Below are 15,976 nucleotides of genomic sequence, written 5' to 3' on the forward strand. Positions count from 1 at the left end.
CCGGTTGGGCTTCATCAGGTAATTAGACAATCCGTGCGTGTTCCTCCTCCTTATGTTCCGCATCTGAGCGGCCATATTCCCGATTACGGACAAGGTAGCAGGGCTCCGGAAGCGTTAACCATGATCGACAAGGATCCGGCCCGGGCGGAACCTCTCGAGGCCGCACAAAATACCAACTCTCCATCACAGCCTGCACCGGCCAAATTCTTCATGAGACTGTCGGTTCGCGAACGGATATTGACCGCTCTAGTCCTGATCGGCCTGATCTTGGTCCCGACAACCATGCCGCAAGCGAGCGTCGATGCGCAGCAATTCAACCCCAGCGACCCCCGGTTGCAATCGGTCGAACGGGCTGAGGACAATTTTGCGGGCTCGGCCTTTTATTTCATCGACCCCAATTATGCTGTCCCGAAAAACTACGGCGGGTTGGGCAATGATCCGCTTGCGGAGTCAGGCACCGGAACGATCGATGGCCTGTCGGATGGGCTCATGAATGATCGTGATCAGGCGGCGACGGCAAATCTTATTCGGCCGATCGCCTTTCGCGGCTCCCCGATTGACGACAGCCGGGCGCTGCATTGCCTGACCCAGGCGATCTATTATGAGGCCGGGATGGAGCCGGATGCCGGTCAACGCGGTGTCGCTCAAGTCATATTGAACCGCGTCCGCCACCCCAGCTATCCGGGCACAGTGTGTGGCGTGATCTATCAGGGCAGCGAGCGCAAGACGGGATGCCAGTTTTCTTATACTTGCGATGGTTCCCTCCGCCGCAAAGCAGCACGTTTTCATTGGGACCGGGCAAAGAAGGTCGCTGCAGAAGCACTGGCCGGAACAAGCTATACTTCCGTAGGCACTGCGACCCATTATCACGCGACTTATGTCTATCCTTATTGGGCACCAAGTCTGCGGTTTCTGGGAACCGTCGGCGCGCATCGTTTCTACAGCTGGAAAGGCAGTGCCGGCAAGGCAAGCGCCTTCAGCCAGCGCTATCGCGGCGGCGAGCCGTTGCCGGCACCTAAGCCGCGCAGCGTGATTACCGGCAACAATACGGATAGCAGCTCGTCGCTCGATCCGATTGCGCTTGAAAAAGCCTATGAGGCCGGACGGCGCAAAGCCGAAGCCGAAGCAGCGCAATCCGAGAAAGCGGCTGCTCTGGCTGCTGACAATGCCCGTCGGCATGATCGGGCTATTCCGGCTCTGGATGTTAATGCACCGCGATCCTATCAGGCGCCCAATTACAGCAGGGAAGCCAAAGCCAAAGGGGGCGACAGCGCCTTCGCAGGACAGAAGCTTCCCGATGTCAGCCAGATCAGGCCTGAATTCCGTAATAGCGGAAGCTGGAAGAACAAGCCTGGAGGCTAGACCCAAGCAGTCGGCGCCCCAATAGTTTCGCTGGCAACCAACAATGGGTTTTCCTTGCCATCGCTCTTGACTCCCGCCTAAAGGCTCTCGATTTTATAGGAAACGGAACGGAGCGCTCTGATGGCGACGAATTGGACGGCAAATAGCTGGCGGGATTTTGAAGGCCTGCACATGCCCAACTATCCCGACGCCGCCAAACTGGCGGAAACGGAAGAACTGCTTGGCAGCTATCCACCGCTGGTCTTTGCCGGTGAAGCGCGCAGTCTGAAGAAGGATTTGGCCGAAGTGGCCGCAGGCAAGGCATTTCTGCTGCAGGGTGGAGATTGTGCCGAGAGTTTTGCAGAATTTCACCCGAACAATATCCGCGACACATTCCGCGTCATCCTGCAGATGGCGGTGGTGCTGACTTATGCCTCTAAGCTGCCGATTGTTAAAGTCGGCCGCATGGCAGGCCAGTTTGCCAAACCGCGCTCTTCGGACGTTGAGGTGCAGGATGGTGTCGAATTGCCCAGCTATCGTGGCGATATTATCAACGGCATCGAATTTGACGCCAGCCGCCGTGATCCTGATCCCGACCGGATGGTCCGCGCCTATAATCAGGCCGCTGCGACGCTCAATCTTCTCCGTGCTTTCTCGACCGGCGGCTATGCCAACCTCAAGCAAGTACACGGCTGGACCCATGATTTCATGGCGCGAAGCCCATGGGCGAAGAAATTCGAAAAAATGGCCGATCAGATCGGCGAAGCACTGGCCTTCATGGAAGCCTGCGGCATCAATCCCGATACGGCGCCACAATTGAAGGCAACTTCCTTCTACACCAGCCACGAAGCGCTGTTGCTGCCATATGAGCAATGCCTGACCCGGCAGGACAGCCTGACCGGCGACTGGTATGACACCAGCGCGCATTTCCTGTGGATTGGCGACCGTACGCGTTTCGAGGGTTCTGCCCATGTCGAGTTTCTGCGCGGCATCGGCAATCCGATCGGGCTAAAATGCGGCCCTTCGCTGACACCCGACGCGCTGATAAAGATGCTCGACACGCTCAATCCCGCACACGAACCCGGCCGGATCACGTTGATTACGCGCTTCGGTCACGACAAGATCGAAAGCGGACTTCCGCCGCTGGTCCGTGCGGTGAAACAATCGGGACATCCGGTTATCTGGTCCTGCGATCCGATGCACGGCAATGTCATCAAGGCGGACAGCGGTTACAAAACCCGTCCGTTTGAACGCATCCTCACCGAAGTGCGCGGCTTTTTTGCTGTCCACCGGGCAGAGGGCACGTTCGCTGGCGGCATCCATTGCGAAATGACCGGTCAGAATGTTACCGAATGTACCGGTGGCGCAGTAGCGGTCACCGATGCATCGCTCGGAGATCGCTATCACACCCACTGCGATCCGCGCCTTAACGCCGCACAGTCACTGGAGCTCGCCTTCCTGCTTGCAGAAATGCTCAATCAGGAACTTTCCGAGCGGGCGCGGGAAGCCGCCTGATCATGGTAGAGAAAGCAAGAACCGAGCGCATGCGCCCGGAAGATTATGCACCTGGAGAATCACCGATGAGACGCGGAGCAACTTATGTCCGCAAGGAGATCGTCAGCAAAGGCGTTGGCTTTGGCAGCGCTCTTGCCATCGCCATCAGCTTCACGACGCATAAGTCGATCTTCTGGGCAATCATCCATGGATTTTTCTCCTGGCTCTATGTCATTTACTTCGCACTGACACGATAGGCCTCTCAATTCGACGCCAATTTTCGTGACTTTATCAGGCAGGCACACTATCAAAAGGGCTGGTAAAGTCTCAGCTGGAGAACGTGATGAACCGATCACTCCCATGGATATTGGTTGGCACGATGGCGGTTTCCGCCTGTGCCGGACCGATTGAAACCCGCGCCCTGACGCATCAGGTTTTAGCGGCGGCTGAACAGAAGCAATTTGCCCTGTCCCCAAAAAATTCACCGGAAAATCGTGACTTGGCGGTCACCCGCGACCTGGTTGCGAAATCATTGATCGCGAAAGGCTATCAGTCTTCTCCGGACGCGTCGATCTTGGTGCATGTCGCGCTCTCGATCCGGCCAGCCGATATCGCGGTCGACGGTGGCGACAAAGAAAGTACCCAATCGATTGCCATCGCCAAACCGCAAAAGCGATTTCAGTCGTGCAAGGATCAAGAACATCGGTTGACCATCAGCCTGTTCGATCAATCCCGCGGGGCCAAGCTATATGCAGGTAGCGCTGCGGAATATCACTGCAACGGTACGATTGCACAATCCGCGCCTTTTCTGATCGATTCTGCGCTGTCCGGACTGGACAGTGATCCGACCGAGGCCCCGCAAAGTGCTATCCTGACCCGTCAGGGCATTGAATGAATCACTCGGCCTGACTTTCGATCTCGGGCGCCAGGGGTAAAACTACTGTGAAGCATGCTCCGCCTGTCCGGCGGTTTTCGCCTCTGATGTGACCGCCGTGCCGTTCGATCACCTTGGCAACAAAATTTAAACCCAGCCCTGCCCCTTTGATCGAAGAATGCGCCTCTCGGTCATCGCTGGCAAATCGTTGGAATAGCTGGCCCAGCATCTCGTCCGTCATCCCGGCACCCTCATCGGCAATCGCCACCGACACATGGGGCTGTCGATCCAGCTCGGTGACCCTCATCTTGATTTCCACCTTGCCGCCTTCCGGACTATATTTGATCGCATTGTCGATCAGATTGACGAACGAACGATAGAGGGTAGAGGGTTCACCGCTTACAAAGGCTCCGTCAGACTGATCGTCCAGGTCGCAGACAATGGACCGCGCATTGCTGAGCGGCCATAGACTGTCACTGGCCTCTGCAACCAGTTCAGCGAGCAAAATATCCTCACCTTCAAACTCACTCGACTCGATCCGCGCCAATCCGACAAAATTGTCCGCCAGCGCCAGTGTCCGCCTTGCGTGATCTTCGATCCGGCTTGTGGTGTCGTCAGGCTCCTGCCCATCCAGCAACGCCAGAATGGCCGCTTGCGGCGCGCGCATATCATGCGATAGCAATTCCAGCACTTCCTCCCGTTGCTGTGCGGCATGGGCAACCTCGGTGATGTCCGCGAGATAATGGATATGCCCCTTTAGCACCCCGTCATCAGACACGACCGGCGCACGGCGCATCGCGAAAATTTCGCCGTCAAGCGATGTGAAATCGACATAATCATGTTTGGTCGGTCGGCTTTTCAAATCGAGATATTCATTCACCCCCTGCAGATCACCGGGTGAAACAAAGCGATCGAGCATGTCATCAAGCGCGAGATTCTGAGCGCCATCTTCCATTCCAGCCTGCGCCAACCGGTTTACGAATTTCACCTTGTCGTCGAGATCGGTAATGAACATCGGGTCGGGCAAATTGCTCAGTGCGTCATTGATGAACCGCCGCAGATCACGAACATGGGAAATCGCGTGAGTCAGCTTCTCGGCTTGACCAGTGATAACATCGACAGGACCAAGATCGGGATGCATGATCGGAATATCGACGCTCGACCGATGGAAATTCTGCAGCTCGCTGTCCATGAAGTCGCTCGTCGCCTGCAGACGTCGCCAACCCCAGATTGGATATACCAGAACAACACCCAATAAGGCGGCTGCCGGCGCAAACCAGAGTTCAAGTTGCATTAGAATCGCGCTGGTTAGCAGAATGGCGAATATCAGGCCGAACGAGACGATGATTGTGGTCCGCGGACGCCAGCGCCAGAAGCCGATCAGCAATATCCAGGTTGGAAGCAGCGACAACAACAGTTGCTGTACGAATGAAAGTGGGAAGACAAAATCATCTCGCTCGATAGCACCGAAAAGATTGGCCATGATTTCAACTCCGGCGAGCGTCCCACCATCGCCAAGCGGCACCGGATATTGGTCGCCCAGCCCGTTGGCCGTCGCTCCGATCAGAATGACCTTATCCTGTACGAAGGTGACTGGCACCTGCCCGCTGGCTAACGCCGCATAAGAGATGGATGTGTAACCGCCACGCTCGGCGTAGGGCATTAGCAGCCGTTGCTCGCAATCTTGCTGACGATCATAGGCGGGTGATGGCAGACCATGAACCGACCGATAGATTAGCTCGATTAGATGCGGCCAATCTGCCTTCGCCGCCTTGTCGCCAAAACATAATGCTGCACGACGGACCACACCGTCTGTGTCAATTGCCAGATTCACATGGCCGATACCGGCCGCAGCATTGCGTAATGGCTCGATCGGCTGTTTGACATCATATTCCGCTCCGTTGCTGCCGGGAAAGACAAAATGGAGCGGCAGAAACAGATTGGGATTGCCGGCTATCGAAAGTGCCAACCGTGCGTCATCGTCGGCATCCCCGGGCTCGCTGAGCAGAATATCGAAACCAATCGCCTTGGGATTGCCGGCGGCCAACTGATCGAACAGCTCTGCATGCCGCTGCCGGGACCACGGCCATTTCCCGAAGGCGGCCAAGCTGTCTTCGTCAATTTTGACAATCAGAATTTCCGGTGGTGGCTCCGGGCGATCAATTCCCGACAGCTGGTCATAGACCAGGTTGTCCAGGCGGGAGAGGCTATCCCAATAAGCCAGTGCCGCAACCACACAGGAAGCCAGCAACGCAACGGCCAGCCACTCCATACCGAGACGCCGACGCAGTTTCATCGGTGGCTGTGCCTCACCAGACAATGGATCAAGATCCGGGACCCAGGCAGTTAGTTGACCACGGTCAATTTTTCAAAATCGGTCCATTTTTCGATCGCTTCCCGGTCGTCCGGATCGCTGGAAAACTGAATGACACCGATGCGCCAATAATATTCTCCATCTGCCAGATCCGACAAGGTGATAGTGTCCGTCGAGAGTCCCGCTTCGTCGATAATCGGAATAGCGGTCTTGCTATCTTTGACAATCTGGAGCCGATAGAATCTTTGCCCCTCGCCTTCGCCAAACCATTTGAACCGATAACCAAAATCGCCTGAATCGGCGCTGCCGCCCAAAGTGCTGAGCTGACGCTTGAAGCTATAGGTCGCCGGCATGCCTTCAAAACCATCGGCAGCCAGAGCAGTCACCCTGGCAAAATATCGACCATTGGGAATCGTTGGCAGACTAATACCTGCGCCCTCCACCTGAAGTTCAGCGACAATATCAACAAAGCCCGCATCCGATGCAATCATGATGCGATGACCAATGGCTGCGTCGCGCGGTTCAACCGCAAACCGTAGTTCCGCTTCCGACTGTATCTTTGCAGGATCCAAAAGTTCCGGCTGAGCCAGCAATTCCGCTTTGGCTAGTGCTCCGGTCACTGTTGCCGCTGCGCCGGTGCCGGCGGGTATGGAAATCAGGGTACCGCTATTCAGGTTTTTCCCAGCCGCGACGACCACTTCGCCTTCCACTGTTTCGGAAAAGACCGTGCCCGATATTTCGTCTACTCTCGTGCGATAATCAGTACCGCGGACGGCGGAGACCGCGACAGGAGTCCGAACGCGATAACGGTCAGCCTTCTTTTGCAACGGTGCGACTTTCGACCGGATACGGCCTTTGTCGACGGCAATTTCATAGTCCACGCTATCGGTCAGCAGAATATGGCGGAGACGGGTTATTCTGACATTGCTGTTGGATGGCAGAGAAACCCGTGATCCATCTTCCAGTTGCAGCGTCAGAAAGCTCAGCGCTGCGGTCGTGATACGGCTGCCTTCGGAAACGCTGAGCCCTTGGACCGGTGTCAGATTCTGGCCATCGGCCGCAATCGAAACATTCCCCCGAAAGGCGACCAAGCTGGCCTTGCTAGGACGATATTTTAACAGACTAACAGGAACAAGAAGGGATTTCCCCATCGGGATCTGGCGCGGATTGGCGATGCGATTTAAGCGCTGGACCGCACGATAGTCCGACTGTTTGCGCAGATATCTGCTCGCCAGGCCGGACAGGGTGTCGCCACGTTTGAAGACATAGGAAATTTGTTCCGTATCGCGACTATTTTGAGCGGTCGATTCATTAGGCGCGAAAGCGAGCGCAACGATCAAAAAACCGGCAAAAATGCGAAGGCCCGATGATGGAGTCAAATTCCGGACTTCTTCAAACACTATTACCCTCCGTTGCCAAGCGTCTCCAATCTGTAGCCATAGCCGAAAACCGTGAAAATCCGAAACCCGTTTTCCGGTTTTAGCGCCAGTTTCGACCGAATACGTGAAACGTGCATGTCGAGCGTTCGAGTGGCGAGATGCGCATTGGTACGCCAGACCGTTTCCATAATATAGCGTCGTGACAGGGTCCGGTCGCGATTACGGAACATCAGGTCGGCGAGTTCGAATTCTTTCGCCGTCAATGCGATTTCCGTTTCACCATGCCTAACCGTCTGTTCGATGCGATTGAGCAAATAATCACCATATTCAGCCGTCGGTTCCATCGCCGAAGCACCGGTGTTTCTGCGTAACAAGGCATTAATGCGGGCGGCAATGACATTCTTGTCTTCCGGCTTGGTGATATAGTCGTCAGCCCCGGCGTTAAGCGCATCGCTAACATCCTGCTTGGCTGTCCGGCTGGTCATCATCATCACCGGCGGGCAGTCTTCGATTGCGCCGCCCATCCATTGCAATATCTCCATGCCGGTCTTGCCTGGCATGTTCCAATCGAGGATCACCAGGTCAAACGTGTCACGCAACAATGCGTTGGTGAGGGTGGTGCCGTCCCCGTAGCCGGAATAGACGTACCCCAGTCCCTCGACTATCTTGCCCAAAAATTCGATAATTTCCGGATCGTCATCGGCTATCGCAATACGCATTTCTGTTCTCCCGGCGGTTTTCCGGAGTTAACTCCACGAACACCGCTTATTCTGGTCACTTGATGATTTGCGATTTACTATCCATTTACAGAGAGTTTACCAGATATACGATTGTTGATTTACAACCATTTACATGTTAGCTTTCCACATATTCCACACAAAAGTACTGAAACTCAGTATCTTAGATCACGTATATCAGTATCCAATTTGAGTCTAACTTGACCGGACATAGTGCAAACACAATTAATTAGCGCGAAGCTATCGTTCCAAGAATTGCTGAAGAAGTGATTCTCAATCTATCCCGTTTTCGCACATCCATTCAGCAATATTGCATCCGACAGAGCCAGGGCAGTGATCCGGCGGGATCCGGCCCTCCTCATCAAGATCCGTTATCGGTCGAACCGGGCACGGCATGGCAGGAACTGAACGCCAAGCGTAGTTCAGAAATTGCAGATGCGCCAAGTCAAACCGATATCAATCTAAGGAAAGTTGGTTGGGGTGGCAGGATTCGAACCTGCGCATGGCGGCATCAAAAGCCGCTGCCTTACCACTTGGCGACACCCCAATAGCGAAGGATCGGATACTGCCGACCGCGCTGGTGAACGGGCCTATTATCCAGTTTGCCCTCAAGGGGCAAGAGGCAGTTATATCTAAGTTTAGAACAATCTTTTCACCCAGCCGTGATCATCGGGTGCAATCCCGCGCTGGATGTCGACAAGCCGACGCCGCAGTTTTTCGGTTAACTGGCCTGGGCCACCGCCGCCGATGGTGAATTCTCCCCCGCTGGAGCGGACCGTACCGACCGCCGTGACCACCGCTGCGGTGCCGCAGGCGAAGGTTTCGATAAGCTTGCCACTGGCCGCATCGGCCTGCCACTGGTCGATGGCATAAGGCTCCTCGACCACCGTCAGGCCCTCTTCGCGGGCGAGCGTCATGATCGAATTGCGGGTGATGCCCGGCAAAATCGTTCCGCTCAATGGTGGCGTGATCAGCGTGCCATCATCCATCACGAAGAACAGATTCATGCCGCCGAGCTCTTCAACCCATCTATGCTCGGCCGCATCGAGGAAAACGACCTGATCGCAATTTTTCTCGATCGCTTCGGCCTGAGCGATCAGACTGCCAGCATAATTACCGCCGCATTTAGCCGCACCGGTCCCGCCTGGCGCTGCACGGCTATAATGTTCGGACACCCAGATGCTGATTGCCGAAGCACCGCTCTTGAAATAGCCGCCTGCCGGAGAAGCGATCACCAGATAGAGATATTCCTTCGCCGGGCGGACGCCGAGGAACACTTCGCTGGCGAACATGAACGGACGCAGATAGAGCGAACCACCCTCGACCGACGGAAACCATTCGCGGTCGATATCGACCAGAGCTTCAACAGATTTGAGGAAAAGCGACTCTGGCAATTCGGGCATCGCCATACGCCGGGCAGAGGCCTGGAACCGCTTCGCATTTTCTTCGGGACGGAATAATGCGGTTGTCCCATCGGCCAAACGATAGGCTTTCATACCCTCGAAAATTTCCTGGGCATAATGCAGCACCGAGGATGCGGGATCCATCAAGATCGGTTCACGCTTGGTGATCCGGGCTTCGTGCCATCCTTCGGCTTCGGTATAGCGGATCATCGCCATATGATCGGTAAACAAGGTACCGAAACCCGGATTCTCCAATAATCTGGTGCGCTCGCTTGCATGCACCGGCGTAGCGCAGGGCTCCAGGTTGAATTCTAGGGTTTTCGCATCTGCCATATACTGCCGCTTTCGCTGTGAAACATGCCAACCATTGGAAGAGATGGAGGCATAATCCAATTATCTTGCAATCCTCTAATCAGCCTGTCAAGATACGTCAACATGACTGACGTATCTCGCCCTGCCACATCCCCTGGTGCTTCGCCGCTATTCTTGCGCGAAGACGAAGTCCGGCGTGGCATTGAGCTGCTCTATTTCGGCTATACCAGATTGACCAACTCGATTGATCAGGAACTCGTAACACAAGGCTTGGGCCGGGCGCATCACCGGGCATTATATTTTATTGCCCGGCAGCCCGATCTGACTGTGGGTGAATTGCTCCAATTGCTGGCGATCACCAAACAGTCGCTAGGCCGGGTGTTGAAGGAATTGCAGGAGCGGGAGTTCATTCTGACCTCACCCGGCATCGTCGACCGACGCCAGAAATTGCTGCGCTTGACCGAAAAAGGTGCCGGGCTGGAAGCAGAGCTATTTCGCCAGCTGCGTGAAAAACTGTCGTCCGCCTATGTGTCGGCCGGACAAGAATCAGTAACCGGCTTCTGGCATGTTCTGGAAGGCCTGATCCCCGCAAGCGACCGCAAGATGGCTTTTGACCTGCGCGGAGATAATGGCTGAGCGCGATTTAGGCCGATGCCGCGAAGTCAGGCTTCGCCGACAGTATCGACCATGGCATGTTCGATCGCGTCTTGGGGACTCTTGTCGCTCCACAGGACGAACTGGAAAACCGGATAAAATCGTTCCCACTCTTCAATCGCCAGGTCAACAATCGTCTGCGCCTGATCAAGACCCAGCATGCCGCTGCCTCCCAACAGGGTTGCATGGCGGAATAGCAAAATATTATTGTTCGACCATAGATCGAAATGGCCCAGCCAAAGCTGCTCGTTTATCAGACCGAGCGTCTCGTAAATAACCGGCTTCTTGTCGTCCGGAACGCGAATTTCGGGCAACAGCAGAATTTGCAGGACATGGTCCTCGTTCCGCCAGATTGCACGCATCTGGTAGCTGGTCCAGTTGCCCTTGATCTCGACCGATAGTTCGTCTTCGCCGACGCGATTGACCGACCAGCCACGCGCCTCGAAAAAAGCCGCCAGCATATCCACCGGTGGTGCTTCGTCCTGATCAAGCTGTTCCCATTGGTCGTCGAGCATTGTGGTTCCAGATCCTTTGTGCAGGAAAGCGTAGTGGCCCACTCGCCGGATCAGGGCAAGGCAAGCAAGCTTCTGCCGCTACATTGTTTGTGGGAACGCTGTGGATAATGAACGGGGGACGATCGTCGATCAGGGCTTTAGATCAGCCACCAGTTTTGGGAGGAGCCGCTTTTCGTGCAGCCGGTTTGGTCGTGGCTGTCTTGCGAGCGGCAGCGGGTTTCGTCGCCGACTTTTTGACCGGAGCGGCGTTGCCCTTTTCCAACGCTTCGACACGTTTCTTGAGCGCGTCGGCTTCGGCTCGCGCCTTGGCCGCCATTTCCTTCACCGCTTCGAATTCTTCACGCGAGACAAAGTCCATGCCGCCAAACCATTCCTTGGCACGTTCGCGTGCGCTGGCTTCGGCTTCGCGTCCGACACCGGCAACCGTGCCGGCAAGGCCGTTCAATACCTTGGAAATATCATCGAAAAAACGGTTCTGGCTTTGCATTTTATAAAACTCCGTCGCTGGCCCATCGGACCCGAAAAAACTGATTGTCTATATCTGGGATCGCGCAGCCGGAACAACAAGGGTTTCGGCGCCAGGGTTTAGCAAGTCGATTTGTTTGTTGAGGACCGCCGCGAAGCAGAGCCAAGCAAGATAAGGCACCATCAGCCAGGCTGCGGCTTTGCGGATACGTCCAAAAACCACCGTCGTCGCCAGCGCCAACAGGAAAATAACGACCAGAAACCAAAAGGCAGCCGCAACCTGGTGCATGCCGAAGAACAGGATCGGCCAGAATAGATTGAGCGCATATTGCACGAGGTAGAAAATGATTGCCGGAACGCGCAATGGCGCGCCACGGGCATGGAGCACCATCGCAAAAGCGGTGCCCATCATAGCGTAAAGCAGCGCCCAGGCCGCACCGAATGCCCAGCCTGGCGGTTGTGCCGCTGGTTTTACCAATGACTGGAACCATCGATTTTCTTCACCGGAATTGGCAAATTGGCTGAACATGAATCCAAGCAGCACGGTGATCGGGACGATGACCAATATCCACCGGAACAAGGACATCCGCAGCTGACCTTTTGAAGCAATCTGATTCACAGGGGCAGCATCCTTGATCGAAAATTACACGAATCGTCCGGGTAGGCTCGTTCCCAAGCCTTTTATGCTTGTAACAATCTCTCGGCATTTGGCTAGCGTTATGCCGTCGATTTTGCGGGGATCCAAATTTCGACAATATGCGCGTTGCCCTTGGTATTTTCGGTTTGATCGCCATGTTGGTTGAATGGGAACATCCCCACAGAAACCTAACAATCCAGTGATTGTGACAAACAGGACGTGCTGCTAAGCGCTTTGCCATGAACGACAAAACCAATTCCAGTGCACAAGATGACCCTCCCGCCCGGCTCAAGAAGATCGGAAATTTGCGGATGGTGTTCGAACGCGCCGCCAATTATCCCAAGGCGATAGTATTTGCGATGCTGTCCTTGTTTGTGGCCGCAATGGCAACATTGGCAATCCCCGCGGGCTTTAAAACTATCATAGACAAAGGGTTTATGGCCGGGAACGGGGATATTGCGCCATATTTTCAAGGCCTATTGGGGGTGGTCGCCGTACTTGCTGTAGCGACAGCCTTCCGCTTCTATTTCGTCAGCTGGCTCGGCGAACGCGTCGTTGCCGATATCAGGCTAGCCGTGCAACGCAATTTACTCAGCCTCGCTCCCGGCTTTTTCGAAGAAAACCGGCCCTCTGAAATTTCCTCGCGGATGACATCCGACACGGCCGTCATTGAGCAGGTCGTCGGGACAACAGTCTCCGTAGCATTGCGCAATATCGTGATCGGTATCGGCGGGATCATCTATCTGTTCACCCTGGCCCCCGCGCTCACCGCAGGATTGTTGCTCGCCATCCCGGTAATCATTCTCCCGATTGTTTTTATCGGTCGGAAACTGACCAATGTTTCCCGATCCAGCCAGGACCGGGTCGCCGATGTCGGGGCAATGGTAGCCGAAACTCTGGGCGCGATGAAAATTGTGCAGGCTTTCGGGCAGGAAGAACGCGAACATGAACGGTTTAGCGGAGCGGTAGAGGCCACATTCGATACCGCCAAACGACGCATCCGGCTGCGCGCGGCGATGACCTCTATCGTTATTGGTTTGATTTTTACCGGGATCGTAATGCTGATGTGGCGGGGCGCCATTGGCGTCGCAGAAGGGTCGATATCCGGAGGCACAATTGCAGCCTTCGTTCTAACCGGCGGTCTGGTTGCGGGCGCATTCGGTGCCCTAACAGAAGTCTATGGCGATCTGCTACGGGGCGCCGGAGCAGCGGGAAGGCTGGCCGAATTGCTGTCCGAAAAACCGGGTATTGCCGCGCCCGAAAATCCGATCGCCCTGCCCGTACCTTCGCGCGGCCAGATTGCGTTCGACAATGTCACATTTTCCTATCCCACGCGCCCGGACACCGTTGCGCTCGGCAATTTTTCCCTCACCGTTTCACCTGGTGAAACCGTTGCGGTCGTAGGGCCATCCGGTGCCGGCAAATCTACTTTATTCCAGCTCGCTCAGCGCTTTTACGATCCGCAAGGCGGTTCGGTGCGGATCGATGGTGTTGCCCTGCCCTCTGCAGATCCTGCGGAGATCCGGCAACGCATGGCGCTGGTACCACAGGAAACGGTTTTATTTGCCGCCTCCGCTCGCGATAATTTGCGATACGGCAAATGGGATGCAACCGACGAAGAGATCTGGGAAGCCGCGCGGGTCGCCAACGCCGAGAAATTCCTTCGCGCCTTACCGGAAGGGCTGGACAGCTTCATGGGCGAAGCGGGAACCCGACTGTCGGGCGGTCAGCGTCAGCGGATCTCGATCGCGCGCGCATTGCTGCGCAACACGCCTATCCTCCTGCTCGACGAAGCCACGTCCGCGCTGGACGCCGAAAGCGAAAAGCTGGTGCAGGATGCACTCGATCATTTGATGAAGGACCGGACCACCATCGTCATCGCCCATCGTCTGGCGACGGTACGATCGGCTGACCGGATCATCGTGATGGAAGAGGGCCGGATTGTAGAACAGGGCGACCATGACAGCCTGATTGCCCAAGACGGACTATATGCGCGGCTTGCCGACCTGCAATTCAGCAGCGCGGAAACAAGCCGCTCAAAAATCACGTCCTGACCAGCTTCGCGCTATAGCGGCGGTGGTAACGGTTCACCGCTGTGCTTAATCTGCTTCCCGCGACTTTCGGAGACGACGCCAGAGGAAATAGGCGAACAGATTGATCACCAGCAGGCTGGAAAGCGACGGGACGGCGGCGGCTGCACCCGCCCCTTCCCCCAATGCCAGGCTGACGATGATTTTCAGGACGGTTCCGACGTTGATCACCAGCAGACCAAACCAGGGATTGCGCTGCCAGAATGCGTAAAACAGCAAGAACAGGAATATCAGGACCGCCGTGATCAGCGCAAGGAGTGGTAGCTTGCTCGCGTTGGAGAAAAAGAAGTCCGCCTCCCATTGCAGATATTCCCTGATCGCCGGATCAGCCGAATCAGGAGCGGCAAACCAGAAAAGACTGGTGGCGAGCAGCAGCATGAAGCCGAGCACATGCCAGATTCTCCGCCGATAGGCATAATATGCGGCGGGAATGATGAACAAGGGGCGCGAATACCAGGAAAAGAGATTCTGGTGTCGTTCCCAAACCCATGCGCCCATATCCGTTCCGGACAAATAGGCGGACATGAAGATGATGGCCGAATAAACCAGCATCAGCCCGATTACCCAGAGCAGGAGCAAATCGATTTTCGCTGATGTGGTCTTTGGCATCGCCTGTCCTCCCGGTTATGGCTGGATGGGATACATCCTGCACGCAACTACGAAGCGTGCTGCAATGTCCCCGAGCCCTTCTTGCAGAACGACAGTCTGGCTGGTGTCGGGCCTGCACCATAAAAAAGGGCCGCGATATTGCTACCGCGACCCCTGTCAATTCATTGTGTCGAATCTAGTTCGGCAGACGGCTCGCTTTGTTGAAGCTGCCATATTGTTCGTTACCGACAAATCCGAATTTCGTCACGCCGCTGTCCTTGATCACCGCCAAAGTACGGTCGGTGGTCAGATAGGCGCTAAGCGGATCAGGCTGGAACTGAAGCTCTGGCTCGGGAACCATCGATTTCGTCTGTGCCAGATATTGCTTGATCTGGTTCAGAGTTACCGGGCTTTCATTCCAGGTGATCTGGTTGGTTGCCGTAATCCCGAGACGGTTTTTTACCGGATCGACAAAATCTTCCGGCGGCGGACTATCATCCGCAACTGGGAGGTCGATCTTTACCGCGTGCGTTTGCACAGGGATTGTGATGATGAACATGATGAGAAGAACCAACAGGACGTCGATGAGCGGCGTCGTGTTCATCTCCATCATTGGCTCGCCATCATCGTTTCCGCCACTCATTGCCATTCGTGCGTCTCCTTAACCTTATATAAGTCTAGCTGCCGATCGAAATTATTCGACGACAATCGGTGTGGACAAAAAGCCCACTTTCGCGAACCCGGCGCGCTGCATGGTGTAGATTGCTCCACCAATGCACTTGTAGGGCGTGTTGATGTCTCCGCGGATATGGACTTCCGGCATATCTTCCGGTGTCATATTTTCTACTCCGCCGAAGGCGTCGATCTGGTCTTCCAGCTGTTTCACAGCCCGGGTCACCAACTCGGTGGAATTGACCGGAGTTGTGTTCCAGTAAACACGGCAATTGCCGCCAGGAGTGGCTCCTGAATAGCCTTCTTCACCCGGATCACGTCCCGCGGCATCGGTCGTTGTAACCGACAGCAGTACATTTTCCCGCTTCGTCGTGGTCACTTCAAACGGAAGCACCGGAAGCTCGAGTTCCACTGACTGGATAACCACCGGGACCGCGATCAAGAAAATGATCAGCAGGACCAGCATAACGTCCACGAGTGGGGTAGTATTAATGTCGGATA

At 55.4% G+C, this 15,976-nt stretch carries 16 protein-coding genes and 1 tRNA gene; 6 read left to right on the forward strand and 11 right to left on the reverse strand.

The annotated features are described in order from the left end of the window. Positions 1–33 precede the first annotated feature (33 nt). From V7680_RS02595 to V7680_RS02610, 4 genes are all read left to right on the forward strand, one after another. Positions 34–1,362: a cell wall hydrolase gene (locus V7680_RS02595; protein WP_335651729.1), complete on the forward strand. Its 1,329-nt coding sequence runs from the start codon at positions 34–36 to the stop codon at positions 1,360–1,362. A 120-nt stretch (positions 1,363–1,482) separates the two neighbouring features. Further along, on the forward strand, positions 1,483–2,856 hold the full coding sequence (locus tag V7680_RS02600) for a class II 3-deoxy-7-phosphoheptulonate synthase (protein ID WP_335651730.1): 1,374 nt from the start codon (positions 1,483–1,485) through the stop codon (positions 2,854–2,856). Positions 2,857–2,858: 2 nt separating this feature from the next. After that, a complete protein-coding gene (locus tag V7680_RS02605; RefSeq protein WP_335651731.1) occupies positions 2,859–3,092 on the forward strand; it encodes a hypothetical protein in 234 nt (77 codons plus the stop codon). A gap of 86 nt (positions 3,093–3,178) precedes the next feature. Then, on the forward strand, positions 3,179–3,730 hold the full coding sequence (locus tag V7680_RS02610) for a hypothetical protein (protein ID WP_335651732.1): 552 nt from the start codon (positions 3,179–3,181) through the stop codon (positions 3,728–3,730). A gap of 1 nt (position 3,731) precedes the next feature. On the opposite strand, the gene V7680_RS02615 is transcribed toward V7680_RS02610, so the two are convergent. The 5 genes from V7680_RS02615 to V7680_RS02635 all read right to left on the reverse strand — a co-directional run bounded on the left by V7680_RS02615 (position 3,732) and on the right by V7680_RS02635 (position 9,875). After that, positions 3,732–6,005: a CHASE2 domain-containing protein gene (locus tag V7680_RS02615; RefSeq protein WP_335651733.1), complete on the reverse strand. Its 2,274-nt coding sequence runs from the start codon at positions 6,003–6,005 to the stop codon at positions 3,732–3,734. A 50-nt stretch (positions 6,006–6,055) separates the two neighbouring features. Further along, a complete protein-coding gene (locus V7680_RS02620) occupies positions 6,056–7,423 on the reverse strand; it encodes a FecR family protein (RefSeq protein WP_335651734.1) in 1,368 nt (455 codons plus the stop codon). 2 nt (positions 7,424–7,425) lie between these two features. After that, the gene (locus V7680_RS02625; protein ID WP_335651735.1) at positions 7,426–8,121 is read right to left on the reverse strand and encodes a response regulator transcription factor; all 696 of its coding nucleotides are present in this window, start codon (positions 8,119–8,121) and stop codon (positions 7,426–7,428) included. Positions 8,122–8,611: 490 nt separating this feature from the next. Further along, positions 8,612–8,686, reverse strand: a tRNA-Gln gene (locus tag V7680_RS02630). Positions 8,687–8,777: 91 nt separating this feature from the next. Beyond that, the gene (locus V7680_RS02635) at positions 8,778–9,875 is read right to left on the reverse strand and encodes a branched-chain amino acid aminotransferase (RefSeq protein ID WP_335651736.1); all 1,098 of its coding nucleotides are present in this window, start codon (positions 9,873–9,875) and stop codon (positions 8,778–8,780) included. Between the two features lie 102 nt (positions 9,876–9,977). Here V7680_RS02635 and V7680_RS02640 point away from each other — a divergent pair, with 102 nt between their 5' ends. Beyond that, positions 9,978–10,490: a MarR family winged helix-turn-helix transcriptional regulator gene (locus tag V7680_RS02640; RefSeq protein WP_335651737.1), complete on the forward strand. Its 513-nt coding sequence runs from the start codon at positions 9,978–9,980 to the stop codon at positions 10,488–10,490. Between the two features lie 26 nt (positions 10,491–10,516). Here V7680_RS02640 and V7680_RS02645 read toward each other — a convergent pair whose 3' ends face one another. The 3 genes from V7680_RS02645 to V7680_RS02655 all read right to left on the reverse strand — a co-directional run bounded on the left by V7680_RS02645 (position 10,517) and on the right by V7680_RS02655 (position 12,107). Further along, the gene (locus V7680_RS02645; protein ID WP_335651738.1) at positions 10,517–11,023 is read right to left on the reverse strand and encodes a YbjN domain-containing protein; all 507 of its coding nucleotides are present in this window, start codon (positions 11,021–11,023) and stop codon (positions 10,517–10,519) included. A 142-nt stretch (positions 11,024–11,165) separates the two neighbouring features. Continuing rightward, on the reverse strand, positions 11,166–11,510 hold the full coding sequence (locus V7680_RS02650; RefSeq protein WP_335651739.1) for an accessory factor UbiK family protein: 345 nt from the start codon (positions 11,508–11,510) through the stop codon (positions 11,166–11,168). 48 nt (positions 11,511–11,558) lie between these two features. Continuing rightward, entirely contained in the window at positions 11,559–12,107 is a 549-nt protein-coding gene (locus tag V7680_RS02655) for a TspO/MBR family protein (RefSeq protein WP_335651740.1), read from the reverse strand. 257 nt (positions 12,108–12,364) lie between these two features. Between V7680_RS02655 and V7680_RS02660 the strand changes: the two genes are divergently transcribed. Then, on the forward strand, positions 12,365–14,179 hold the full coding sequence (locus tag V7680_RS02660) for an ABC transporter transmembrane domain-containing protein (protein ID WP_335651741.1): 1,815 nt from the start codon (positions 12,365–12,367) through the stop codon (positions 14,177–14,179). Positions 14,180–14,224: 45 nt separating this feature from the next. Here the strand turns inward: V7680_RS02660 and V7680_RS02665 are convergent, their stop codons facing one another. The 3 genes from V7680_RS02665 to V7680_RS02675 form a co-directional block, all read right to left on the reverse strand. Then, complete coding sequence (locus V7680_RS02665; RefSeq protein ID WP_335651742.1) at positions 14,225–14,824, reverse strand: hypothetical protein; 600 nt, start codon at positions 14,822–14,824, stop codon at positions 14,225–14,227. Positions 14,825–14,999: 175 nt separating this feature from the next. Beyond that, positions 15,000–15,452 carry an ExbD/TolR family protein gene (locus V7680_RS02670; protein WP_335651743.1) on the reverse strand — a complete coding sequence of 151 codons (453 nt, stop codon included), beginning with the start codon at positions 15,450–15,452 and terminating at the stop codon, positions 15,000–15,002. A 45-nt stretch (positions 15,453–15,497) separates the two neighbouring features. Next, the coding region (locus tag V7680_RS02675; RefSeq protein ID WP_335651744.1) for an ExbD/TolR family protein at positions 15,498–15,976 on the reverse strand (479 nt) is incomplete at its 5' end.

Source organism: Parasphingorhabdus sp., from assembly GCF_036963705.1.
Classification (GTDB): domain Bacteria; phylum Pseudomonadota; class Alphaproteobacteria; order Sphingomonadales; family Sphingomonadaceae; genus Parasphingorhabdus.